A 21,903-nucleotide genomic window follows, 5' to 3' on the forward strand; every position below is an offset into this window, starting at 1 on the left:
GGAGCAGGGCGCGTCGTTTCGCGGCCTGCCGATCGAACCGAATCGCGCCGGCCGCCGTTTCCGGCGCGGCGGAGCGTTCTCCGCCCGGGCGGGGCCCGACCCCTCGCCCGTCCCACAGGCAAGGAGAGGACGTCTCGATGCGATCCTGGAGATTTCTGATGGTCGTGCTCGCGCTGCTCGGCGGCGCGACGGGCCTGAGCCTCTCGGCGAAGGCCGCCCCGATGACGGTGCCGATCACCGCCGCGCAGAACGATGCCGCGCCGCTGGTGCAGAATGCCCGCTGGCACGGCCGCCGCCATTGGCACCGCCACCATCGCTGGCACCGGCATCACCGCTGGCACCGTCACCATCACTGGCGCCGGCATCATCACCACCACCATCACGGTCATCATCGCCGGCTGCGGTTCTACTGAGGTTTTGCGAGGGGGGCGTCCGGGACGCCCCCCTCTTTTCATGCGTCGCGGATGATTTGCGCCGCATGCACCTTCACGCCGGCCAGGGCCGGCCACGGTGCAGGGCGTCCGCCTCGGCGGTGAAGCCGCCGTCCGCCCCCTGCAGGACGAGCGGCGGATGCAATTCGAGCGCGCCACGGCTTCCCTTGGTCGCGCGGACGAGGATGCGGATCGCCGGACGCTCGGCGCGGGCGTGGACCGGACGGATCGCGACGCCGCCGAACCGGTTGCGCAGGGCTTCGAGGCAAAGCTGCAGGGCGTCGGCCCGGTGGATCAACCCGAGCCGACCGTCCGGTCGAAGCAGGTCGGTGCAGGTCCGGATCCAGCGCTCCAACCCGCCCACAGGGAAGTCGTGGGCGGCGGCCTTGCCCGCGTCCGGCGACGGGCGGTGACGTCCCGCCTCGAAGAACGGCGGGTTGGTGAGCACGATGTCGGCGCAACCGGTTGCGAGGCCGGCGCTGCGGCGATCGGCACCGGAGGCGAGCACGTCGGCCTCGACCACCGTCACCCGGTCGGCCATCGCGTTCAGCTCGGCGTTCCGGCGCGCCAGCGCGGCGATCTCGGGCGCGCGCTCGACCAGCACGATGCGGCTGCCGGGTGCGCGGATGCCGACGGCGAGCCCGACCGCTCCCGTCCCGGCCCCGACGTCGCAGACGACGTCGCCCGGCCTCGGCTCGATCCACCGCGCCAGCAGGACCGCGTCGGTTCCGGCTCGATGGCTGCCGCGCGGCGGCTGCAGCAGGCGCAGGGTTCCGCCGAGAAAGTCGTCCGGCACCTCGGCCATGATCAGGGCTTCGCATCGCGAAGCTCGTGCGCGAGCCCGGCGTCGCGCAGGAGCCGGCGCGCCTGCGCGGCATGATCGCCGGGCACCAGCAGGCGCCGGGCGAAGGCGCCGATCGAGCCCTCCATCAGGCTCATGTGGTTGTCGGCAACGAGCACCGGAATGTCGGCGCCTTCGAGTCGCGATTGCGCGAAGCCGATCAGGACGATGTCGTTGGTGCGGATCAGCTCGGTCATCACAACCCTGTTCGCGGTGGAGGGCGCTTTCGTCGCGTGCGCGCTGGCGTGCGCCGGCACCATATCCGGTTTCGCGGACGCATGTTGCGGTGCCCTCAAGCGCATGCGAAGGGGTGGCGCATCGCGCGCTGCAGTCGAAATCGGTCTGGAGGCATCGGACCTTGGGTGTCGTCGTTTCCATCGAAGAAGGCCGCCCCGACGCGGAAGCGAGCCTCGCCGACCTCGTGGCCCTGGTGTCGGGCGGCATGGAGCGGGTGAACGCCCAGATCCTGTCGCGCACCGGTTCCGACGTGGCGATGATCCCCGAGGTCGCCAACCACCTGATCGATTCCGGCGGCAAGCGCCTGCGCCCGATCCTCACCCTGGCGAGCGCCGACCTCTGCGGCTATTCCGGCCACGACGGGGACGTGAAGCTCGCCGCCAGCGTCGAGTTCATGCACACCGCGACCCTGCTGCACGACGACGTGGTGGACGGCAGCGACATGCGCCGCGGCCGGGTCGCGGCACGGATCAAGTGGGGCAACGAGGCGAGCGTGCTCGTCGGCGACTTCCTGCTTGGGCAAGCGTTCCGGATGATGGTCGAGGTCGGCTCCCTGCGCGCCCTCGACATCCTCTCGGCCGCCGCGACGGTGATCGCCGAGGGCGAGGTCATGCAGCTCACCGCCGCCAAGAACACCGGCACCTCGGAGGACGCGTACCTCGCGGTGATCCGTGCCAAGACCGCGGAGCTGTTCGCCGCCGCCTGCGAGGTCGGTCCGGTCCTCGCCGGGCGCCCGGTCGCCGAGCAGGAGGCCTGCCGCGCCTACGGCATGAACCTCGGCATCGCCTTTCAGCTCATCGACGACGTGCTCGACTACGGCGGCACCAGCGCAGCGCTCGGCAAGAACGTCGGCGACGATTTTCGCGAAGGCAAGATCACCCTGCCGATCGTGCTCGCCGTCCGCCGCGGCACCGAGGAGGAGCGCGCCTTCTGGCGCCGGACTCTGGAGCAGGGTGCGCTGGAAGACGGCGATTTCGAGACCGCGCACGCGATCCTGCGGCGGCACCACGCCCTCGAGGAGACGGTCGCCCGCGCGCGCGACTACGGTACGCTGGCACGGGATGCGCTCGATCCCTTCCCCGAAAGCCCGATGAAGTCGGCGCTGCTGCAGGTCGTGGATTTCTGCGTTTCGCGCGTCCACTGATCCGCACGCGGCGGCCCTCGAACCACTTCACAGATCCTCTCGACGCTTCCGCCCGTCCGTCAGCGCAGGTAGGTCGCGACCGTCCACCACGTCGGCTGCGTCGAACCGATGGCGCGCGCGGCCCGCGACGCCGAATGACGATCGGCGAAGACCGCGAACACCGTCGCGCCCGAACCCGACATCCGCGCGAGCCGGCAGCCCGCCTGGGTGCGGAGCGCCGCGAGCGCGGTGCCGATCGCCGGCGCCACGGTGAGCGCCGGGGCTTCGAGGTCGTTGCGCGCCGGCCCGATCGCCGCGACCAGAGCCTCGACCCCGGATCCCGGGCCGATCTCGGGATGGGGCACGCCGTTCAAGGCATCGCCGACCCGGAGGCCGAGCGCCTTGAACACCGGTGCCGTCGGCACCGGCACGCCGGGGTTGATCAGCACCGCCGGGAACGGCTGCATCCCGAGCGCCGGGCCGATCTCTTCGCCGGCGCCGCGCATCATGCGGGCCCGCGGATCAAGGCAGACCGGCACGTCGGCCCCGGTGGCCCGCGCGGCGGCGACCACCGCCGGATGGTCGAGGGGCAGGCCGTTCAGCTCCGCGAGCAGGCGCAGCGCCGCGGCCGCATCCGACGACCCTCCGCCGATCCCCGCCGCCACCGGCAGGCGCTTGACGAGATCGAACGCGCCGAGCTTGAGATCCGGCATCGCCTCCGCGAGGTGCCGGGCCGCCCGCACGACGAGGTTGTCGCCGGTCGGGCCGGCCGGTCCCGCGGTGGGGCCGCTCACAGAGAGCGACAGCTCCGGGCCGGGATCGAGCGTCAGCGCATCGCCGACGCCGGCGAACGCCACGAGGCTTTCCAGCACGTGATAGCCGTCGCCGGGGCGACGCCCGAGCACGTGCAGGGTCAGGTTGATCTTCGCCGGGGCGCGGGTGGTGAGCAGGGGCACGGGCTCTCGTCGGGGCGATGACTTGGAGCGGCAGGCCATACGAGGCGGGCGCCAGCGCGGCAACCCGCAGGCGTACGCCCGGCATTGTCGGCCCGCCAAGGCCGGCCTAGGATCGCACGGTGTCCCGATCCAACTACGCCGATCCGCTGCCGGACGACCTCGCCACGTTGATCGCGGCGATCCGCACCCGCATGCGACCGCGGGCGATCTGGCTGTTCGGGAGCAGGGCCCGCGGCGATCATCGTGCCGACAGCGATTGGGACCTCGTCGTCGCGGTGCCGGACGATGTTTCCGACGATGCGCTCGATCCCATCATCGGGTGGTCGATCGGCCGCGAAGCCGGCATCTCCGCCACGATCCTGGCCGCCCGCGAAAGCGAGCTGGCCGAAAGCTGGGGCGTCCCGAATACGCTGAGCTATGCCCTCGCCCGCGAAGGCCAGAGACTCGATGTCCAAGGGGCGTAGGATCGCGACCTGCCTCGAGCTTGCCCGCGATTGTGCGAAGGATGCTCGCATCCTGCTGAAGGCCGAGTCGCGGAACGCTGCCTACTTGGCGTCGCAGGCCGCCGAACACCTGATCACAGCCGTCGCCACGGCCGAGGGCATCCACATCGAGCGGAAGGACGCCCACCAGCTCGATACCATCGTTCGAGAAGATCCCGGAGGAAAACCCGGATCGCCGGGCGCTCGCAGCGATCACGTTCCTGGAAGCCTACGCGACCAGCTATCGCTACGGGACACCGACAGGGCGTGTTCCGGCGACCCCGTCATCCGACCGCGTCGAGGACGCACTGGCAGCGATCGATGGGCTGATCGTATCCCTCGAAAAGCATTTCGCGGTCGAAGCCGAAGTCGGCGGGACCGCGTCGAACCCGGTCCCGCGTCGATAAGCCTGCTTCAGCCGCCGCTCTTCTTGTCGGCCGAGCCCGGCGCCTCGCTCGGGGCCGGGGCGCCCTTCGGCAGTTCCGGGTTCTCGGCGTTGTGCGGCGCGGCCACCGGAGCCGGCGGGTTCTCCGCCGTGGCGGTCGGCTTGTCGGTATCGGGCAGGCCGTTCTTCAGCTTCTCGTTGATCTGCACGAGGTCGTCGGGCTCGGGGTTCAGGTCCTTGGCGTGCTGCCACTGGAACTTGCCTTCGAGGCGCCGGCCGGAGCGCCAGTAGGCGTCGCCGAGGTGGTCGTTGATGGTCGGGTCGCCCGGCTTCAGCTCCACGGCCTTCTCGAGCTCGCGCACCGCGTCGTCCCAGCGCCCGAGGCGGAAATAGGCCCAGCCGAGGCTGTCGACGATCATGCCGTCGCGCGGGCTGGCGTCGGCCGCCTGCTTGAGCAGCTTGAAGGCGTCGTCGATGTTGATCTTCTGGTCGACCCAGGAATAGCCGAGATAGTTCAGCACCTGCGCCTTCGCCGCCGGCTGGCTCGCCGGCACGAGCTCCAGGGCCTTCTTCAGGTCGGCCTCGGCCTTCGGCCATTGCTTGGCGCGCTCGTAGGCGGTGCCGCGGAAATAGTAGGTCGTCCAGAAGTTCGCCTGCGGCCGGTCGCCGATGAGCGCGATCGCGCGGCTGTAGGTCTCGGCCGCCTCCTCGTACTTCTTGCGCGAGCGCTGCACGTTGCCGAGCGCGGTGATGACGTCGATGTCGTCGGGATGCGCCTTCATCGCGGCGTCGAGGTACTGCAGCGCCTCATCGCCCTTGCCGGCCTGCTCGAGGTTGAGGCCGATCTGGATGTCGGCGTTGAGCTTCAGCGGCGAGGTCGCCGGGATCTGGGCGTAGGCCTCGTTCGCCTTCTCCGGCTGCTTCATCCGGTCGAGGGTGTCGGCGAGCGTCAGGCGCGCCAGCGCATGCTCGGGGGCGAGGTAGAGGGCGAGCCGGAGGTAGACCACCGCCGGCAGCTCGTCGCCCTGCGTCGATCCGGCCGAGCCGAGCCCGTACAGGACCTCGCCGGCGCCTTCCTGCGCTGTGGTGACGAGGCGGGCGAGCGGCTTGCCGGCCTTCAGCTTGTCGAGGGCGTCGCGCACGATCGGGTGGCGCGGCATCAGCGCGTCGAAGTCGGTATAGGCCTGGATCGCGAGGTCGGTACGGCCGGCATTGGCCTCGAACCGCGCGTAGGCGTCGACGATGCGCAGGGTGTTCTTGTCGGCGTCGTAGGCCGCCTTGAGGCGGCGCTCGGCCTCGGCCTGGTCGCCGGTGACGCTGGCGATCAGGCCGGCATGATAATCGCGGAAGGTGTTGTAATAGCGCTCGCCCTTGAGCTTGCTCACGGTCTCGAGCGCGCGCTTGCCGTCGCCGGCACCCGCATAGGCCCAAGCGGTGAGGAGTGTCGCGGTGAGGTCGGCGGCAGCCCCGCGTCCGCTGCGCGAAAAGTTCTGGCGGGCGGCGGCCCACTGGCCGGCCTTGATCTGGCGCACGCCGAGCGACAGCTGCGCCAGCCCGTTGGTCGAGTCGCGGTTGACGAGGCGTTCGGCCGCGCGGAACGCGTCGGGCAGGGCGCCGTCGGCGAGCAGCGAGACGAAGGCCCGCTCCAGCAGATCGGTGTTGCGCGGGTCGGCCTTCACCGCCTCGCGGTAGAAGCTCGCCGCCGCCGCGGTGTCGCGGGAGGCCCCGGCGATGTAGGCCGAGAGGAAGTTGCCCTCGAGCGACTCCGCCGGCTCGTACTCCGACATCGGGCTGGATTCGCGCGGCTGCATCGCGAACGCTTGCCCGCCGAGCGACACGCTCGCGGCGAGCGTCAGGGCGAGCACCGTGCGGGTGCGGCGGGGACGGACATCGGTCATGGGCACCGTTCACGGCTCCTGCGGGCGCCTGCCCATCGCGGCCAGGCGGCGCCGAATTCGGCGGGGACACTGGACTCTTCCCGCCATGCCCGCAAGGCGAAAGGATGGCGCGGGCCCGACCGCCGGACGCCGCTGGACCCGCCGCGATTCGATCGTTCCAGGCCCCGACGGACGACCCTTTCGGCTCGCGCGTCCGGTTCCCGCGAAGCGGGTTCGCGGGATGGATCCGCTCCCCGCGACGTGGATCGCGCGGAGCGGACGAGGCGGATCGATCCGATCACATGTTGGGGTAGTTCGGCCCGCCAGGCCCCTCCGGCGTCACCCAGTTGATGTTCTGGTTGGGGTCCTTGATATCGCAGGTCTTGCAGTGGACGCAGTTCTGCGCGTTGATCTGGTAGCGCACGCCGTCGCCGGCGGCCGCATCCTCGACCCACTCGTAGACGCCCGCCGGGCAGTAGCGCGCGGAGGGCCCGCCGAACACGTCGTGCTCGGAGGTCTTCTGCAGGCCCATGTCCTTGACCTGAAGGTGGGCCGGCTGGTCCTCCTCGTGGTTGGTGTTCGAGAGGTAGACCGAGGACAGCCGGTCGAAGGTGAGCTTGCCGTCGGGCTTCGGGTAGACGATCGGCGTCACCTCGGAGATCGGCTTGGTGCAGGCGTAGTCGGGCTTGCCGTGCTTCAGCGTGCCGAAGATCGAGGCGTTCAGCAGGGTGTTGGACCACATGTCGAGGCCGCCCAAGCCCACGCCCGCGAGCGTGCCGTAGCGCGACCACAGCGGCTTGACGTTGCGGACCGCCTTGAGGTCGGTGCCGATCGCGCTGTCGCGCCAGCCGGCATCGTAGGCGGTGAGCTCGTCGCCCTGGCGCCCGGCCTTCAGCGCGGCGGCGATGGCGTCGGCCGCCTGCATCCCGGAGAGCACCGCGTTGTGCGAGCCCTTGATGCGCGGCACGTTCACGAAGCCGGCGGAATCGCCGACGAGGCAACCGCCGGGGAAGACGAGCTTCGGCACCGATTGCCATCCGCCTTCCATGATCGCGCGGGCGCCGTAGCCGATGCGCTTGGCGCCCTCGAACACCTCGCGGATCATCGGGTGGGTCTTGAAGCGCTGGAACTCCTCGAACGGCGACAGGGTCGGGTTCTCGTAGTTCAGGTGCGTGACGAAGCCGACCGAAAGCAGGTGGTCGTCGAAGTGGTAGAGCCACGAGCCGCCGCCGGCCTTGTTCGGCAGCGGCCAGCCCATCGAGTGCCGCACCAGGCCCGGCTCGAACTTGCCGGGCGCGAGCTGCCACAGCTCCTTCACGCCGAGCCCGTACTTCTGGTGGTCGCTGTGCCGGTTGAGCTGGAACCGGTCGATCACCGTCTTGGTCAGCGAGCCGCGCGCCCCCTCGCCGAAGATCACATACTTGCCGCGCAGCTCCATGCCGCGGGTGTAGTCGTCGCGCGGCTCGCCCGACTTGGCGATGCCGAGGTCGCCGGTGGCGACGCCGACGACGACGCCCCGGTCGTCATAGAGCACCTCGGAGGCCGGGAAGCCGGGATAGATCTCGACGCCGAGCGCCTCGGCCTTCGCGCCGAGGTACTTGGTCACGTTCGAGAGCGAGCCGACGAAGTTGCCGTGGTTCGACATGAACTTGGGGAAGAACAGGTTCGGCAGGGTGACGCCGCTGTTCTTGGTCAGGAACAGGAACTCGTCGCGCTCCACCGCGGTCTTCAGCGGCCGCTCGGGATCGTCGCGCCAGTCCGGCACGAGGACGTCGAGGCCCGACGGGTCGATCACGGCGCCCGACAGGATGTGGGCGCCGACCTCGGAGCCCTTCTCCACGACGACCACGTTGACCTCGTTGCCGCTTTCGAGCGCGTGCTGCTTCAGGCGGATGGCGGCGGCGAGCCCGGCCGGCCCCGCGCCGACGACGACCACGTCGAAATCCATGCCCTCGCGTTCGGGATGCGCCATGCCTGTCGTCTCCTGCCGTGTCTCGTTCGTGCGCGCGGACCGTGCGTCTCCGCCGTCCGACCGTTCGATGCGCCGTTGCCGTCGTTCTGAACCCGTTCCAATGTAGGTTGGCAAGCCGCTGCTGGCAGGGGATCGGGCGCGGGAGCGGCCAAGTTGCGCAGCGTCCCAGCCTGACGCCGACCGGAATGCCGCGTTGTCCACAGGCGTGCGAAGCCCCACATGATGCTCATGACCTTGTCGGCGGACGCACAGCGCGACCTGATCGCGTACCTCGATTTCCATGTGGAGAGCGGCGTCGACCTCGCCCTCGACGAGGCGCCGCACGATCGCTTCCGGGAAGCCGACACCCCGGCGCCGACCCTGCGCCGCAGCGCGCCCGTGCGCGAGGCGCAGGTGGACGCGCCGCGCCTGGAACAGCCGGAAGCGCCGCGCCGCGAGCTGCCGCCGCGGGGCGATCCGCCGCCGGCGCCCGAGAAGGCTCCGCCGCGTACCTACGGGCAGTCGGCATCGGCGAAGCCCGAGGATGCGGCGATCGATGCGCGGGCACGGGCGAAGGATGTCGGGACGCTCGAGGAGCTCGAGGCGTTGATGGCGACCTTCGACGCCTGCCCGCTGAAGTTCACCGCGAAGAACCTCGTCTTCGCCGACGGCAATCCGGCCGCGAAGCTGATGTTCATCGGCGAGGCGCCCGGCGCCGACGAGGACCGCATCGGCAAGCCGTTCATGGGCCGCTCGGGCCAGCTGCTCGACCGGATGATGGCGGCGATCGGCCTCGACCGGACCAAGGCCTACGTCGCCAACGTGGTGCCGTGGCGTCCGCCGGGCAACCGCGAGCCGACGATCCAGGAACTGGCCGTGTGCCGGCCGTTCCTGGAGCGCCAGATCGAGCTGGCCGACCCCGACATCATCGTCTGCCTCGGCAGCCCGGCGACGAAGGCGATCACCGGCACCAAGGACGGCATCCTGAAGGCGCGCGGGCGGTTCTATCCCTACGCGATGCCTCACCGCACCGTGCGGGCCCTCGCCACCCTGCACCCGGCCTACCTGCTGCGGCAGCCGATGCAGAAGCGGCTCGCCTGGCGCGATTTCCGGCTTTTGCGCACCGCGCTCGACGGAAAAGCTTGACCGTTCCGGCGGAACCGTCCTTCGGCCTGTGTCATTACCCTGCGACTCGCGATAACGGCGTCGTGAGAACGAGTGGCGGTCGAGACCATGCGCTGGGACGATTTTCGGAGTTCGGACAACGTCGAGGATCGTCGCGGCGAGGGCGGCGGTGGCGGGATGGGCTTCCCGGGCGGCGGCGCCGGCGGCCTCGGCATCGGCGCGATCGTCGTCATCCTGATCATCAGCTGGGTCACGGGCATCAACCCGGCGATCCTGATGGGGGGCGCCGAGCAGATCACCCGTGGCGGCGGCAGCCAGCGCGAGGAACCGGCCGATCCGCAGACCCAGACGCGCCGCAAGACCGCGCCGACCGACGACAGCGGCCGCTTCGCCTCCAAGATCCTCGGCAACACCGAGGACGTATGGAGCCAGATCCTGCCGAACCAGACCGGCAAGCAGTACACCCCGACGACGATGGTGCTCTACACCGGCGGCACCCGCAGCGGCTGCGGCTCGGCCCAGGCCGCGATGGGCCCGTTCTACTGCCCGCTCGACAAGAAGGTCTATCTCGACACGGGCTTCTTCAAGGAGATGGAGCAGAAGTTCGGCGTGAAGGGCGACTTCGCCTACGCCTACGTCATCGCTCACGAGGTCGGCCACCACGTGCAGGACGTCCTCGGCATTCTCGGCAAGGTTCAGGCCCGGCAGCAGCAGGCGTCCTCGAAGCGAGACGCCAACGCGCTCTCCGTGCGGATCGAGCTGATGGCCGACTGCCTTGCCGGCGTCTGGGCGAAGAACTCCAACGACAAGTACAACACGCTCGAGCAGGGCGACATCGACGAGGCGATGAACGCGGCGAGCGCGATCGGCGACGACAAGCTGCAGAAGCAGAGCCAAGGCTACGCCGTGCCGGATTCGTTCACCCACGGCTCGTCCGAGCAGCGCCAGCGCTGGTTCATGAACGGCTACAAGAGCGGCCAGACGAAGTCCTGCGACACGTTCCGGACCGCGAACAACTGATCCTGGCTAGCTTGCTCCCTCCTCTGCGGGGGGAGCGATGCGGCTCACGGCGATTTCGAGCGCTCGGGCTGGCACGCACGAGCGCTCGCCGCGCGTCGAACGATGCCGTGACGGCGATGCGGGAGAGAATGGTGGACGGTGCAGGGATCGAACCTGCGACCTTTCCCGTGTGAAGGGAACGCACTACCGCTGTGCTAACCGTCCGTACCGCGCGGCGACACGCCGTCGCCGCGACCGGGGCGACCGGCGCTGGCGCCTTCGATCCCGGGACGAGGGCCTTCTAGGGCGGGGTAGGCGGCGGCGTCAAGCTGCAGAACCGGCGCGACCGCCCACCAATGTCGACGGCCGCGCCGGCTCCGATCGGAAAACCGCCCCGGGCCCTATTGGCCGCCGGCGTTGCCGCCGCCGCCGCGGCCCATCTGGGGAACGCCGCGCTCGGGCTGGTCGGCGTTGCCGCCCGCCGCGGAATCCGTCGTGACCGTCGCCGCGCCGGTGCCGGTCGGCGCGACCACGGCGCCGGCCCCGGAGCCGCTGTTGGTGGCGCCTCCCGGAACCGCCACGGTGCCCGGCGGCGTGCCCGGCGTGCCCGGCGCGACCTGCTGAGGCGGGTTCGGCTGGCGGATCGGTGCCGGTGCGTTGCTCTGGGCGAAGGCCGGCGTCGCCGCGGCGACGACGGTGGCGAGGAGAATCGATCGCATCGGAGGGTGATCTCCCTGGATAGTGGACGCCGCGCTGCGCGCAGCCGGTCGAACGACACAGGTCTTCAACCGCGAAACCCGGCGCGCGTTTCCGTCGGTCCTCGCGGGGCGTGCGGCTCCCTCCGTCCGACGGGCTGTGGCCGAGCAGGTCGATTGGGGGTTATGAGCCCAGCATGGCTGCTCTCGTCCGCTTCGCGCCGTCTCCGACCGGCTTCCTCCACATCGGCAATGCGCGCCCGGCGCTGCTGAACGCGCTGTTCGCCCGCGCGCGCGGCGGCCGCTTCCTGCTCCGGCTGGACGACACCGACCGCGAACGCTCGACCGAGGCCTTCGCCGAGGCGATCGAGACCGACCTCGCCTGGCTCGGCATCGTGCCGGATCTACGCGCCCGCCAATCCGACCGGACCGCGATCTACGACGCGGCCGCCGACAGGTTGAAGGCGCTCGGCCGGCTCTATCCCTGCTACGAGACGTCGGAGGAGCTGGAGCGGCGGCGCAAGCGCCAGCTCGGCCGCGGCTTGCCGCCGATCTACGACCGCGCCGCGCTCGCCCTCACCGCCAACGAGCGGGCGGCGATGGAGGCCGAGGGCCGCATCCCGCATTGGCGCTTCAAGCTCGAACCGCGCGTCGTCGCCTGGGACGACCTCGTCCGCGGCGAGGCCCATGTCGACTGCGCCTCGCTCTCGGACCCGGTGCTGGTGCGGGCCGACGGCAGCTACCTCTACACGCTGCCCTCGGTGGTCGACGACGCCGACCTCGGCGTCACCCACGTGATCCGCGGCGAAGACCACGTCACCAACACCGGCGTTCAGGTGCAGATCTTCGAGGCGCTGGCGGCGACGCTGCCGATCTTCGGCCACCACAACCTGCTGACCACGGCGGACGGGGAGGGGCTTTCCAAGCGCCTCGGCCACCTCTCGCTGCGGTCCTTGCGCGAGGCGGGCTACGAGCCGGCCGCCGTCCGCTCGCTCGCCGTGCTGACCGGATCGGCGGAGGCGGTCCGCGCCGTCGCGACGCTGGACGAGCTCGCCGGCCTCGTCGACCTCGCCCACATCTCGCGGGCGCCGGCCAAGTTCGACCCGCACGAGCTCGACGGGCTCAACGCCCGCATCCTGCACGCGATGCCCTTCGCCGACGCCGCCGAGCGCCTGGACGCGCTCGGCATCCCGGCCGCGGCCGCCGAGCCGCTGTGGCTCGCGGTGCGGGCCAACCTGCACAGGATCGACGAGGTCCGGGACTGGTGGGGGGTGGTGGCCGGGCCGGTGACACCGGTGATCGCAGACGCCGCCGTGACGGCGGCGGCCCTCGACACCCTCCCGCCCGAACCCTACGGACCCGAAACCTGGAAGGCCTGGACGACGACGATCCGCGAGCGGACCGGCGCCAAGGGCAAGGCGCTGTTCATGCCGCTGCGCCTGGCGCTCACGGGGCTGGAGCACGGGCCGGACCTCGCGGGCCTGCTGCCGCTGATCGGCTGGGACCGCACCGGGCGACGGCTCGCCGGAGAGACCGCCTGAGACGCCGCCTCCCGGGCGGATCCTGGAAAAAACGTCGGCCGGCTCTACTCGGCGAGATCGAGGAGATGGCGGCCCTCGCGATCGTCGATCTCGATGATCCACAGGTCGGAATCGAACCGGATCTCCTTGGTCAGGCGCTCCTCCGCATCGAGCGGGATGCCCTCCCAGACCATCGCCACGAAGCGACGCCCGCCGGTATCCTCGTCCTCGAACAGCGCTTGCGGCGCCGGTCCGTAGAGGTCGGCGCGGCCGTCGAGGCGATCGACCTTGACGAAGATCGCGCCGGCCTCCGCCGCGCCCCGGCGGCGCTGCACCGCGGAGATCCCCTCGACGGCCAGTCGCCGCAGATGGGCCGAAACCCAGAAATCGGAGCGCAGGCGCGGCATGGACCCTCCCGGTGCGGATGCGCGCCGGGCATGCGCCGCGCCGGACCGCGATGCAATCAGGCCGGGGGCAGGGCCGCGCGGGCGGCGAGCTCGCGCAGCGTGCGGCCGGCGGCCTCGCCCTTCACCGGCAGCTTGCGGTCGCGCTCGAACTTCTCGATCGCCGCGCGGGTGGTCGCTCCCATCAGCCCGTCGGCCTTGAGCGGGCCGTAGCCGAGCTTCGACAAGGCCTTCTGCGCCTGCATCACCGCCGGCTGCGGCTTGGGCGGCGCGACGGCACTCTTGGGCGTCACCGAAGCGGTCGTCTCGTCGGATCGGATCAGGTCGGCGATCGGATCGCGGGCGGCGGGCCTAGCGGCCTCTGCTGCCTTGAGAGGCGTGCGCGCCGTCTCGGCCGGCCGGTCGGCATCGGCGACCTTCTCAGGTACCGACCTCGCGGCGGGGTCCTTTCTCGCGGCATCCTTGCTCGCCGCATCCTTGCTCATCGCATCTTGGCGGATCGCGATCTTCGGCAGGATCGGGGCCGGGTGGCGCCCGTTCTGGTAGCCGAGGGCGTTCATCGAGACGACCACCACCGCGCCGAACGCGACCACGCCGCCGAACAGCGCGCCGGGATTGCGCCGGCACATCCGGAACGTCCCGCTGGCGACGGCGCCGAGCATCATCCGCCATTCCGACACGTCGGCGGCGGGCCGGCGCTGCGCCGGGCGGCGGGGGGCCTTGGCCGGGCGGGCGCTGCGGGCGTCTCCGGCGACGGTGATCTCGCGATGGTCGCGCATCTCGGACATTCTGTCTCCCCGTTGCGTTTCGATCAGCCGACGCGGCGCAGGCGCGCGGGATCGTCGATCTCCCGCACCACCGTCGGCCCGGTGTCGAACAGGCCGAGCGGCAGCCGCACCACGGCGCCGTTGGCCGAAGCCCTGCCGGCCGGGCGAACCCGGGCGGTGAGCGGCGCGGTGCCGACCGGGCTCTCGGCCGACCGGCAGGCCCTCGGCAGGCTGACGGTGACCGTGGTCCCGGCATCCGGCGCGCTCTCGATCGCGATCGTGCCGCCGTGCAGGCCGACGAGGCCCTGCACCACCGAGAGGCCGAGGCCGGTGCCCTCGTGGGTGCGCTTGTAGCCGCCGGAGCCGGCCTGGAAGAACGGCGTTCCGAGTCGCGGCAGGTCGGCCTCGCGGATGCCGATGCCGGTATCCGACACGATCAGGTCGAGGCCGGCCGCGGTCCGGCGCAGCGCCACCTCGACGCGGCCGCCGGCCGGCGTGAACTTCACCGCGTTCGAGATCAGGTTGATCAGCACCTGACGGCAGGCGCGCGAATCGGCGGTGATCTCGATCGGGCCGGGCTCGGCGACCTGCGCGAGCACGACGCCGACCGCATCGGCCTTGAGCTTCATCAGGTCGCAGCAGCTGCGCGTCAGCGCCGCCGCGTCGACCAGCTCGGGCGCGTAGTCGAAGTTGCCGCTCTGGATCCGGCTCATGTCGAGCAGCGTGTTGACGACGCTGAGCAGGTGCTGGCCCGAGGCGCCGATGATGCCGGCATATTCCCGCGCCCGCTCCGGTGCGAGCACGACCGCGCCTTCGCCGGCCAGGACCTCGGAGAAGCCGATGATGGCGTTCAGGGGCGTGCGCAGCTCGTGGGTGACGTTGGCCAGGAACCGGCTCTTGACCTCGTCGGCGCGCTCCGCCTCGGCGCGGGCGCGCTCAAGTTCCTCGGCGTGGCGGCGATGCTCGGTCACGTCGCGGGTCACCGCGACGACGCCGACCGGGCCCGACGGCGACTGCGCGATCCGGTGGGCGCGCATCTCGACATGGATCAGCCGCGCGCCGTCCTGGCGTCGGGCGGTCGGGTCGACGTTGAGGCGCAGCTGCACCGTCGCCGGCTTGCCGAGAGCCGCGACATCGCTGATCGCCTGGAGGAAGGCGGGGCGGTCGGCCACGTGCACCCGCTCGAGCAGGCCGTGGCCGCGCAGGCGCATCGCATCGGTGCCGACGAGCGTCTCGGCCGAGGCCGACGCCTCGATCACCCGGCCGTTGACGTCGTGCCAGGTCACGAGGTCGTCGATGGCCGCGAGCAGCATCCGGTCGCGGGCCTCGTTGTCCCGCATGCGCTTGCGCCACTGGCCCTCGTTGCGCATCTGCTCCAGCACCTGCGCGGCGACGTGGCCGATCGCGGTGATGGCGAAGACCGGCATCGCGACGGAGGCCGACAGCGCCATGGTCGGGCTCGTGATGATCCACGATCCGGTGAACGCCACGCAGAGGACGCCGACCATCGCGAGCAGCGACGCCGCGACGGTGGCGCGCTTCGAGCCGGAGACCACCGCCTCGAGCGGGATCGCCACGAGCCAGATCGCGGCGGCCGACTGCACGCCGCCGGTGAGGCTGGCGAGGCACACGACGAGGCCGGTGAGGCCGGCCGACGAGACGGCGTGCGCGATCCACAGCGAGCCGGTGCGCGAGAGCAGGACGGCGGCGAGCACGGGCAGGAACAGGCTGGCGATCGCCAGGACCTCGATGCCCGACGGCACGCCGCGCCACAGTAGGTAGGGCGGCAGGCCGGCCATCATCACCGCGCCGGTGGCGAGGCGCGACACGAGGAAGCGCTCGTGGCGGAAGCGCACGCTGGCATCCTCGATCGCCGATTCATGCACGAAGCTCGCGAGGCGGGCGTCGAGCAGCGCGGGCAGCCGGTGTTGAATACGCAAGACAGATACGCGCAACGCACAAGACCCAAGACCAGGACGGCCAACAACGCGGCATGCCTGGCAATACTCGGCCTTCGCGCCCCCCGGTTCGGTGACGAACGACTAGATCCCGACCCTCGCAGACCCGGCTTAAACGAGTGTTGCGCGTCGGCCCGCGATGGCCGGGATGCTTTCCACAACGTAACCGTGACTACGCGCAGGGTGTCCCCGTCGGGGCTCGTTCACCATCGAATGCCTTTTAGGCGATCGGTTGACGTTGGATTCAGGAAAACGGCCCCACCCCCGGGCGTCTTCGACCCGCACGCTTCCCGGATCACCGTCCATGTCGTTCCTGCTGCGAGCCGCCCTGGTGATCGGCGCGTTGTCGTACCTCGCGGCCACCCGCGACCAGCCGGGGACACGCGCGAGCGTTCCGTCCGCACCCGAGATGGCCGGTCCGCGCGACGCGGCGTTCCCGGCGCCCGCGACGGGATCGACGTTGCTCGCCACGGTCGGGTCCGCCACGGCCGCCTGGAGCGCGATGCCGGCGGAGTCCCGGCAGCGCCTGGCGCAGGAGGCCATGACCGAGCTCGGCCGGCACGTCGGTCCGCAGGCCGCCTCGCGCGACACCCTCGCGGATGCCGATCGCAAGGCTCCGTGGCGGGGATCGGAGGGGCGCTGAGGCCGTTCGTGCTGGACGATACGACGACGCGGAGTGCGTGAGCCCGAGCCGGCGGCCGGCGCCGGCCGATCTCAGGACGACTTCCGAGCCCGCATCGGCAGGGGCGTCCAGTTCGCCGGCCGCTCGGCCGCGGCCTGCCGGATCTTGCCCGTGTCCGGCGCATGGTGCGGCTGGTGGGCGTCGGACGCGCCGCTGCGCTCGCGCAGCGGCCGGTCGAGGATCGCCGAGAGCAGGTCGCGGGCGGCGGGACGATCGGTGGTCCGAAACAGGCGGACGAGCTCGAACACCCGCTCGGCCGAGCGCGAGACCGCCTCGTCGAGGGTCAGGAAGACGTAGACCGCCTCCTCCTCGTGGAGGTCGGCGGCGCGCAGGCACAGCGTGAGCAGGTCGTAGCGCGAGCCGGCGTCGGGCGCGCTGCGCAGGAAATTCGCCGGCAGCCCGAGCCCGTCCGACAGGGCGGCGAGGAAGCCCGGGACGTCGTGGGCGGCGGAGAGGCCGAGCAGCATGCCGCCAAGATCGCGCGGCGGGGGCGGGCAGGGGCGAAGCGCGGCCGTGGCGGCGATCGCCTCGCGGATCGCGTCGCGCCGGATCGGGTCGGCGTGCAGGTAGAGCGGAGCGAGCTCGCCGGCGGCGAGATCCGGGCGGGCGAGCAGGAGGCCAGCGAGGTCCGGATCGGTCCGGCCGCGGCCGACGAGGTGCCGGACGTCGCCGCCGCGGAGCGTGATCCCGAGATTGCCGGCAAGCGCCCTGTCAATCGCCGGATCGCCGCGCTGCGCCAGCTCGGCGATCACCGCGCGGGGGAGGCCGGGTCGGCCGGCCATCGCCGAGCCGAGATCGGCACCGTCGAGGAGCGCGGCATCGATCAGGGCGGGCGAAAGCGTCACCGCCGACCCCAGCACGATGTCGCGGACGCGTCCGCCGCGGGCGGCCAGCGTGGCGAGGACGGATTGCGGCGTGTCGGCGAAGGGCGCGAGCTTCTCCGCAACGATCGCCGCCGTCTCCTCATCGACGATCGGGATCAGACCGCCGGCGAGCGAGGCGAAGGATTCGAGCTCCGACTTGTCGCGGTTGGCCGCCTGCACGAACAGATCGGTCTGGACCCGCAGGATGACGGGCTTCAGGTCGAGATGCGCGATGCGCGACAGTTCGATCAGCCCGGACAGGTCGGGCGCGACCTCGACGGATGGGGGCATGGCACTTCGGATACGCAGGAACCGGATCGACCATCACGCTAGGGTCGTTTGCGTGAATCGACCTTTAAGCCGCTCGCCGAAGCGACGTGTCGTCCTGCGCCAAGATCGGATCGGCACGAGGCCGATCCGCCTCAGACCTTCGTGCCGCTCACCGTCACCCGGCCCTCGATCGGGTAGGCCGGATCGTTGTAGCCGGGCGTCGAGGGATGGCCGGTCACGACGAGGCCGTCGACCAGGGCCTCGTCCTCGGGCGTGAAGCGATAGTCGAGCCCGCCGAGGTAGTCGGTCCATTGTTCCATGGTCCGCGGGCCGGCGATCACCGCGGTCACGGCGCGGTTGTTCATCACCCAGGCAAAGGCGAACTGCCCGGCGGTGATGCCGCGCGCCTCGGCATGGTCCTTCAGGGTGCGGGCGATGCGCAGCGATTCCGGGCGCCATTCCGTCTGCATCATCCGCGCGTCCTGGCGGCCGGCGCGGGTGTCGGCCGGCGGCGGCGCGTCGGGATCGTACTTGCCGGTCAGCACGCCGCGGGCGAGCGGCGAGTACGGCACCACGCCGAGGCCGAAATGCGCGCAGGCCGGCAGGTGCTCGGTCTCGGGCATGCGGTTGAGCGCGTTGTAGTACGGCTGGCTCACCACCGGCCGGTCGATGCCGTAGGCGTCGCACAGGCGGCAGATCTCGGCGATCCGCCAGGAACGGTGGTTCGAGACCCCGAAGTGCCGGATCTTGCCCTGGCGAACCAGGGTCTCCATCGCCCGCACGGTCTCGTCGAGCGGCGTCGCGTGGTCCTCCTTGTGGAGGTAGTAGATGTCGATGAAGTCGGTCCCGAGCCGGCGCAGGCTCTCCTCGGCGGCGCGAAGGACGTGGACGCGCGACAGGCCGCGATCGTTCGGCCCGTCGCCCATCGGGTTGGCGACCTTGGTGGCCAGCACCCAGGCATGCCGATCCGTCGCGATCGCGCGGCCGGTGATCGCTTCCGAGGCGCCGGAATTGTAGACGTCGGCGGTGTCGATGAAGTTGACGCCCGCATCCCGGGCGCTCGCGACGATGCGCGCGGAATCGGCCTCGTCGGTGGCACCGCCGAACATCATCGTGCCGAGGCAGATCGGCGAGACCTTGAGGCCCGAGCGGCCGAGCGTGCGGTAATCCATCGGAAGCGGTCCTGCGTCGTGGGGTTGCGGGGGTATCTTGGCCGGGATCGCGGAGGGTCAACCGTCGTCGCAGGTTCGGAACCGGGAATGGCCCGTGCCCGTAACCGGAGGCACATCGCGGCGAATGGGTCGCGTGCGCTCCCCGCGCCGTGCCGGCCGACCGGGCCGCTGACCGTCATCGACACCGCATGCGAAGAGCCGAGATGTCCCACGCCCTGCCGCTGCCCTGGCTCGACCGCGCCGGACGCCTCTCGCTCCTGAAGCTCGTCGCGTTCCTGCTCGCCGTCGCCCCGGCCGTCTACCTCGCCGGCGCCTACGCGACGAACGCGCTCGGGCCGAAGCCGATCACGGCGCTGATCCACGAGACCGGCGAGTGGACGATCCGCTTCCTGCTGGCCTCCCTCGCGGTCACGCCGCTGCGGCGGGTGGCGAACTGGCCGAAGCTGATCAACGTCCGGCGCCTGCTCGGCGTGATCACGGCGGCCTACGCGCTGGCGCATCTCGCGCTGTACGTGGTCGACCAGAACTTCGACCTCGCCAAGGTCGTCTCCGAGATCGCGCTGCGGTTCTACCTCACGATCGGCTTCGTCGCGCTCGTCGGCCTCATCGCCCTCGGGGCGACCTCGACCGACGCCGCGATCCGGCGGATGGGCGCGAGCTGGTCGCGCCTGCACAAGGCGGCCTACGCGATCGGCATCCTCGGGCTGCTGCACTACTTTCTGCAATCGAAGATCGACGTCTCCGATCCGGTGTTCTGGACCGGGCTGTTCGTGCTGCTGATGGGCTGGCGCCTGATGCAACGGTTCAGGCTGCCGATGCGGCCGTGGTCGCTCGCGCTGCTCGCCGTTGCCGCCGCCCTCGCGACCGCGGGCATCGAGGCGGCCTGGTACGGGATCAAGAGCGGCATCCCGGCCGACCTCGTGCTCGGCGCCAACCTCGACTTTTCCGACGTGATCCGCCCGGCCTGGTGGGTCCTCGCGGTCGGCCTGACGCTGCCCGTCGTCGCCCTCGTGCGCGTGCCGCCGGGTGCGAAGGCGCCAGCGCCGCGTGCGGGCCGTCCGCAGCGCGTCCAGCCGGCCGCATAGGCGCCTTGCTCCCGCCGGCACGCTGACGCACAACCCGGCGCGGCCCCGCGGTGGGCCGAACGGAGCTCGACCTGTCCATGCGCGGTTTCCTGAGCCGATCCTCGCTCGTTTTCGCGCTGGTCTGCCCCGGCGCGGCGCTCGCCGCCTGCCCGCTGCCGGAGCCGCCGCCCGCCTCGGCCAAGCCGGAGAAGCCGGCCCTGCCGGCGAAACCCGCCTGCCTCGATGCCAAGGGTGGGTGCCCCGGCTGGGAGGCCTACAGCTACAACGACGCGATCAAGGCCTACAACCTGCAGCTTCAGGCGTTCCGGCCGATCGCGGAAGGCTACGTGCAGAAGCTCAACGCCTACGTGAAGGCGAGCGCCGATTACGCGCAGTGCGAAGTGAAGTCGATGCAGTAGCGGCCGCCTTCGCGGCCCGATCGGAACATGTTACGCTCGCCGCATGAGCGTGAAGCCGAAACCGCGCATGACCGTCGACGAGTTCATGGCCTGGGGCGAGGGACGACCGGGGCGGCATGAGTTGCTCGACGGCGAGGTCTTCGCGATGTCGCCGGAACGGGTCCGGCATGCCGAGACGAAATTCGCCGCCCAACTCGCGTTGCGGGCTGCCATTCGGCGGGAAGGCTTGCCCTGCCAAGTGCTCCCGGACGGAATGACGATTCGGATCGAACGCACCACGGCTTTCGAGCCTGACGCCCTTGTCCGTTGCGGACCTCGTCTCGATCCGGACACGGTGGAAGTGACGGATCCGGTCATCGTGGTCGATGTCCTCTCGCCGAGCACGCGTTCGATCGATACGGGCGCGAAATTCGCAGGCTACTTCGGCATCCCGAGCGTGATGCATTACCTCCTCATCGACACGGTCAAACGCCTCGCCGTCCACCATCATCGTCGCGCCGACGACGTCATCGAGACGCGTATCGTCTCGGACGGCGTGCTGACCTTCGATCCTCCCGGCATCACCGTCCCGCTCGCCGAACTCTACGACGACGCCTGAGCCGCCTCGCTTGACCCTGCCGGGCGCCGGTGCGAGAGCGCGAGCGAATTTCCGAAGGGACGCCCGCATGACCGCTCGCCTCGACCTCCTGGTGCTCGGCAACGCCATCGTCGACGTCATCGCCCGCACGGACGAGGGTTTCCTCGCCGACCAGGGCGTGCCGAAGGGCGCGATGGCGCTGATCGACGAGCCGCGCGCCGAGGCGCTGTTCTCCGCGATGGGGCCGGCGACGATCGTGTCGGGTGGGTCGGGCGCCAACACGGCGGTCGGCGCGGCGCTGCTCGGCGCCAAGACCGGCTTCGTCGGCAAGGTCCGCGACGACGAGCTCGGCGGCCTGTTCAGCCACGACCTGAAGGCGACCGGCGTCGCGTTCGACGTGCCGGTGGCGACCGACGGGCCGGCCACCGCCCGCTGCTTCGTCCTCGTGACGCCCGACGGCGAGCGCACGATGAACACCTATCTCGGCGCCTGCCAGGGCCTGTCGCCGGCCGACCTCGACGAGGCGACGGTCGCGAGCGCCCGCGTCGTCTACCTCGAGGGCTACCTCTGGGATCCGCCGGCCGCCAAGGATGCGTTCCGCAAGGCGGTGACGATCGCCCACGGCGCCGGCAACGCGGTGGCGCTGACCCTGTCGGACGCGTTCTGCGTCGGCCGCTACCGCGACGAGTTCCTCGGGCTGATCCGCGACGGCAGCGTCGACATCCTGTTCGCCAACATCGGCGAGTTGCAGAGCCTGTACCAGACCGACGACGCGGACGCGGCGCTGAAGGCGCTCCGCGACGAGCGCGACGCCCGCGGGCGGCACCTGCTCGGCCTCGTCACGCGCTCGTCCGAGGGCGCGATGGTGGTGAAGGGCGGCGAGATCCGCTCGGTCGAGGCCTCGCCGGTGCGCGAGGTGGTCGACACCACCGGCGCGGGCGACCTCTTCGCCGCCGGCTTCCTGGCCGGTCACGCCCGCGGCCTCGACTACGTCACCTCGGCCCGCCTCGGCGCGCTCGCGGCGGCGGAGGTGATCCAGCACATCGGCGCCCGGCCGCAGGGCGACCTCGTCGCGCTCGCCAAGGCGCAGGGGCTGATCTGAAGG

The 21,903-nt window shown here is 71.1% G+C and carries 22 protein-coding genes and 1 tRNA gene; 11 read left to right on the forward strand and 12 right to left on the reverse strand.

Going from position 1 to position 21,903, the window contains the following annotated elements; genetic code table 11:
* The first annotated feature begins 158 nt into the window (after positions 1–158).
* Positions 159–413: a hypothetical protein gene (locus MKK64_RS17845; protein WP_187275371.1), complete on the forward strand. Its 255-nt coding sequence runs from the start codon at positions 159–161 to the stop codon at positions 411–413.
* Positions 414–486: 73 nt separating this feature from the next.
* Here the strand turns inward: MKK64_RS17845 and MKK64_RS17850 are convergent, their stop codons facing one another.
* Together MKK64_RS17850 and MKK64_RS17855 are read right to left on the reverse strand one after the other, a co-directional pair.
* Positions 487–1,236: a tRNA1(Val) (adenine(37)-N6)-methyltransferase gene (locus MKK64_RS17850; RefSeq protein ID WP_243936217.1), complete on the reverse strand. Its 750-nt coding sequence runs from the start codon at positions 1,234–1,236 to the stop codon at positions 487–489.
* Positions 1,237–1,238: 2 nt separating this feature from the next.
* Positions 1,239–1,469 (reverse strand): DUF2007 domain-containing protein, encoded by a 231-nt coding sequence (locus MKK64_RS17855; protein WP_243936219.1) that lies wholly within the window; start codon positions 1,467–1,469, stop codon positions 1,239–1,241.
* Between the two features lie 161 nt (positions 1,470–1,630).
* Here MKK64_RS17855 and MKK64_RS17860 point away from each other — a divergent pair, with 161 nt between their 5' ends.
* A complete protein-coding gene (locus tag MKK64_RS17860) occupies positions 1,631–2,653 on the forward strand; it encodes a polyprenyl synthetase family protein (protein ID WP_243936221.1) in 1,023 nt (340 codons plus the stop codon).
* Between the two features lie 59 nt (positions 2,654–2,712).
* Here MKK64_RS17860 and MKK64_RS17865 read toward each other — a convergent pair whose 3' ends face one another.
* Positions 2,713–3,588 carry a 4-(cytidine 5'-diphospho)-2-C-methyl-D-erythritol kinase gene (locus tag MKK64_RS17865; RefSeq protein WP_243936222.1) on the reverse strand — a complete coding sequence of 292 codons (876 nt, stop codon included), beginning with the start codon at positions 3,586–3,588 and terminating at the stop codon, positions 2,713–2,715.
* A 167-nt stretch (positions 3,589–3,755) separates the two neighbouring features.
* On the opposite strand from MKK64_RS17865, the gene MKK64_RS17870 reads away from it, so the two are divergent.
* Positions 3,756–4,052 carry a nucleotidyltransferase domain-containing protein gene (locus tag MKK64_RS17870; protein ID WP_243936223.1) on the forward strand — a complete coding sequence of 99 codons (297 nt, stop codon included), beginning with the start codon at positions 3,756–3,758 and terminating at the stop codon, positions 4,050–4,052.
* Positions 4,053–4,484: 432 nt separating this feature from the next.
* Here MKK64_RS17870 and MKK64_RS17875 read toward each other — a convergent pair whose 3' ends face one another.
* Positions 4,485–6,353: a tetratricopeptide repeat protein gene (locus tag MKK64_RS17875; RefSeq protein WP_147841315.1), complete on the reverse strand. Its 1,869-nt coding sequence runs from the start codon at positions 6,351–6,353 to the stop codon at positions 4,485–4,487.
* 277 nt (positions 6,354–6,630) lie between these two features.
* Positions 6,631–8,304: an electron transfer flavoprotein-ubiquinone oxidoreductase gene (locus tag MKK64_RS17880; protein WP_243936224.1), complete on the reverse strand. Its 1,674-nt coding sequence runs from the start codon at positions 8,302–8,304 to the stop codon at positions 6,631–6,633.
* A 228-nt stretch (positions 8,305–8,532) separates the two neighbouring features.
* Between MKK64_RS17880 and MKK64_RS17885 the strand changes: the two genes are divergently transcribed.
* Together MKK64_RS17885 and MKK64_RS17890 are read left to right on the forward strand one after the other, a co-directional pair.
* Positions 8,533–9,429: a uracil-DNA glycosylase family protein gene (locus tag MKK64_RS17885; protein ID WP_243936381.1), complete on the forward strand. Its 897-nt coding sequence runs from the start codon at positions 8,533–8,535 to the stop codon at positions 9,427–9,429.
* 87 nt (positions 9,430–9,516) lie between these two features.
* The gene (locus MKK64_RS17890; RefSeq protein ID WP_243936383.1) at positions 9,517–10,428 is read left to right on the forward strand and encodes a neutral zinc metallopeptidase; all 912 of its coding nucleotides are present in this window, start codon (positions 9,517–9,519) and stop codon (positions 10,426–10,428) included.
* A gap of 129 nt (positions 10,429–10,557) precedes the next feature.
* Here MKK64_RS17890 and MKK64_RS17895 read toward each other — a convergent pair.
* Together MKK64_RS17895 and MKK64_RS17900 are read right to left on the reverse strand one after the other, a co-directional pair.
* Positions 10,558–10,632 (reverse strand) — tRNA-Val (locus MKK64_RS17895).
* Between the two features lie 176 nt (positions 10,633–10,808).
* Entirely contained in the window at positions 10,809–11,126 is a 318-nt protein-coding gene (locus tag MKK64_RS17900; RefSeq protein WP_243936225.1) for a hypothetical protein, read from the reverse strand.
* A 173-nt stretch (positions 11,127–11,299) separates the two neighbouring features.
* On the opposite strand from MKK64_RS17900, the gene gltX reads away from it, so the two are divergent.
* On the forward strand, positions 11,300–12,643 hold the full coding sequence (gene gltX, locus MKK64_RS17905; protein WP_243936226.1) for a glutamate--tRNA ligase: 1,344 nt from the start codon (positions 11,300–11,302) through the stop codon (positions 12,641–12,643).
* Positions 12,644–12,687: 44 nt separating this feature from the next.
* On the opposite strand, the gene MKK64_RS17910 is transcribed toward gltX, so the two are convergent.
* Genes MKK64_RS17910 through MKK64_RS17920 form a run of 3 tightly spaced genes read right to left on the reverse strand, consistent with a single transcriptional unit; the run spans position 12,688 to position 15,733 of the window.
* A complete protein-coding gene (locus tag MKK64_RS17910) occupies positions 12,688–13,029 on the reverse strand; it encodes a DUF1491 family protein (protein ID WP_243936227.1) in 342 nt (113 codons plus the stop codon).
* A 56-nt stretch (positions 13,030–13,085) separates the two neighbouring features.
* Positions 13,086–13,805: a peptidoglycan-binding domain-containing protein gene (locus tag MKK64_RS17915; RefSeq protein ID WP_243936385.1), complete on the reverse strand. Its 720-nt coding sequence runs from the start codon at positions 13,803–13,805 to the stop codon at positions 13,086–13,088.
* A gap of 32 nt (positions 13,806–13,837) precedes the next feature.
* On the reverse strand, positions 13,838–15,733 hold the full coding sequence (locus tag MKK64_RS17920; protein ID WP_243936229.1) for a PAS domain-containing sensor histidine kinase: 1,896 nt from the start codon (positions 15,731–15,733) through the stop codon (positions 13,838–13,840).
* Between the two features lie 322 nt (positions 15,734–16,055).
* On the opposite strand from MKK64_RS17920, the gene MKK64_RS17925 reads away from it, so the two are divergent.
* The gene (locus MKK64_RS17925) at positions 16,056–16,394 is read left to right on the forward strand and encodes a hypothetical protein (RefSeq protein WP_147844500.1); all 339 of its coding nucleotides are present in this window, start codon (positions 16,056–16,058) and stop codon (positions 16,392–16,394) included.
* Positions 16,395–16,465: 71 nt separating this feature from the next.
* On the opposite strand, the gene MKK64_RS17930 is transcribed toward MKK64_RS17925, so the two are convergent.
* Complete coding sequence (locus tag MKK64_RS17930) at positions 16,466–17,587, reverse strand: DUF2336 domain-containing protein (RefSeq protein WP_243936230.1); 1,122 nt, start codon at positions 17,585–17,587, stop codon at positions 16,466–16,468.
* Positions 17,588–17,718: 131 nt separating this feature from the next.
* Positions 17,719–18,738: an aldo/keto reductase gene (locus tag MKK64_RS17935; RefSeq protein WP_243936231.1), complete on the reverse strand. Its 1,020-nt coding sequence runs from the start codon at positions 18,736–18,738 to the stop codon at positions 17,719–17,721.
* A 203-nt stretch (positions 18,739–18,941) separates the two neighbouring features.
* Between MKK64_RS17935 and MKK64_RS17940 the strand changes: the two genes are divergently transcribed.
* The 4 genes from MKK64_RS17940 to MKK64_RS17955 all read left to right on the forward strand — a co-directional run bounded on the left by MKK64_RS17940 (position 18,942) and on the right by MKK64_RS17955 (position 21,900).
* Positions 18,942–19,823, forward strand: a complete 882-nt coding sequence (locus tag MKK64_RS17940; RefSeq protein WP_243936232.1) for a sulfite oxidase heme-binding subunit YedZ — start codon at positions 18,942–18,944, stop codon at positions 19,821–19,823.
* Between the two features lie 77 nt (positions 19,824–19,900).
* Positions 19,901–20,221: a hypothetical protein gene (locus MKK64_RS17945; protein ID WP_243936233.1), complete on the forward strand. Its 321-nt coding sequence runs from the start codon at positions 19,901–19,903 to the stop codon at positions 20,219–20,221.
* 43 nt (positions 20,222–20,264) lie between these two features.
* Entirely contained in the window at positions 20,265–20,819 is a 555-nt protein-coding gene (locus MKK64_RS17950; RefSeq protein WP_243936234.1) for a Uma2 family endonuclease, read from the forward strand.
* A 67-nt stretch (positions 20,820–20,886) separates the two neighbouring features.
* Positions 20,887–21,900: an adenosine kinase gene (locus MKK64_RS17955; protein ID WP_243936236.1), complete on the forward strand. Its 1,014-nt coding sequence runs from the start codon at positions 20,887–20,889 to the stop codon at positions 21,898–21,900.
* Positions 21,901–21,903 lie beyond the last annotated feature (3 nt).

It is taken from the genome of Methylobacterium sp. E-025, assembly GCF_022829705.1.
Classification (GTDB): Bacteria; Pseudomonadota; Alphaproteobacteria; order Rhizobiales; family Beijerinckiaceae; genus Methylobacterium.

What these genes read in the sequence shown, in the direction of transcription:
- MKK64_RS17910 (WP_243936227.1), bottom strand. Translation starts at nt 13,029, where the DNA reads ATGCCGCGCCTGCGCTCCGATTTCTGGGTTTCGGCCCATCTGCGGCGA.
- MKK64_RS17915 (WP_243936385.1), bottom strand. Translation starts at nt 13,805, where the DNA reads ATGCGCGACCATCGCGAGATCACCGTCGCCGGAGACGCCCGCAGCGCC.
- gltX (WP_243936226.1), top strand. Translation starts at nt 11,300, where the DNA reads ATGGCTGCTCTCGTCCGCTTCGCGCCGTCTCCGACCGGCTTCCTCCAC.
- MKK64_RS17855 (WP_243936219.1), bottom strand. Translation starts at nt 1,469, where the DNA reads ATGACCGAGCTGATCCGCACCAACGACATCGTCCTGATCGGCTTCGCG.
- MKK64_RS17930 (WP_243936230.1), bottom strand. Translation starts at nt 17,587, where the DNA reads ATGCCCCCATCCGTCGAGGTCGCGCCCGACCTGTCCGGGCTGATCGAA.
- MKK64_RS17940 (WP_243936232.1), top strand. Translation starts at nt 18,942, where the DNA reads ATGTCCCACGCCCTGCCGCTGCCCTGGCTCGACCGCGCCGGACGCCTC.
- MKK64_RS17875 (WP_147841315.1), bottom strand. Translation starts at nt 6,353, where the DNA reads ATGACCGATGTCCGTCCCCGCCGCACCCGCACGGTGCTCGCCCTGACG.
- MKK64_RS17850 (WP_243936217.1), bottom strand. Translation starts at nt 1,236, where the DNA reads ATGGCCGAGGTGCCGGACGACTTTCTCGGCGGAACCCTGCGCCTGCTG.
- MKK64_RS17885 (WP_243936381.1), top strand. Translation starts at nt 8,533, where the DNA reads ATGACCTTGTCGGCGGACGCACAGCGCGACCTGATCGCGTACCTCGAT.
- MKK64_RS17935 (WP_243936231.1), bottom strand. Translation starts at nt 18,738, where the DNA reads ATGGATTACCGCACGCTCGGCCGCTCGGGCCTCAAGGTCTCGCCGATC.
- MKK64_RS17950 (WP_243936234.1), top strand. Translation starts at nt 20,265, where the DNA reads ATGAGCGTGAAGCCGAAACCGCGCATGACCGTCGACGAGTTCATGGCC.
- MKK64_RS17845 (WP_187275371.1), top strand. Translation starts at nt 159, where the DNA reads ATGGTCGTGCTCGCGCTGCTCGGCGGCGCGACGGGCCTGAGCCTCTCG.
- MKK64_RS17900 (WP_243936225.1), bottom strand. Translation starts at nt 11,126, where the DNA reads ATGCGATCGATTCTCCTCGCCACCGTCGTCGCCGCGGCGACGCCGGCC.
- MKK64_RS17945 (WP_243936233.1), top strand. Translation starts at nt 19,901, where the DNA reads ATGCGCGGTTTCCTGAGCCGATCCTCGCTCGTTTTCGCGCTGGTCTGC.
- MKK64_RS17925 (WP_147844500.1), top strand. Translation starts at nt 16,056, where the DNA reads ATGTCGTTCCTGCTGCGAGCCGCCCTGGTGATCGGCGCGTTGTCGTAC.
- MKK64_RS17880 (WP_243936224.1), bottom strand. Translation starts at nt 8,304, where the DNA reads ATGGCGCATCCCGAACGCGAGGGCATGGATTTCGACGTGGTCGTCGTC.
- MKK64_RS17955 (WP_243936236.1), top strand. Translation starts at nt 20,887, where the DNA reads ATGACCGCTCGCCTCGACCTCCTGGTGCTCGGCAACGCCATCGTCGAC.
- MKK64_RS17890 (WP_243936383.1), top strand. Translation starts at nt 9,517, where the DNA reads ATGCGCTGGGACGATTTTCGGAGTTCGGACAACGTCGAGGATCGTCGC.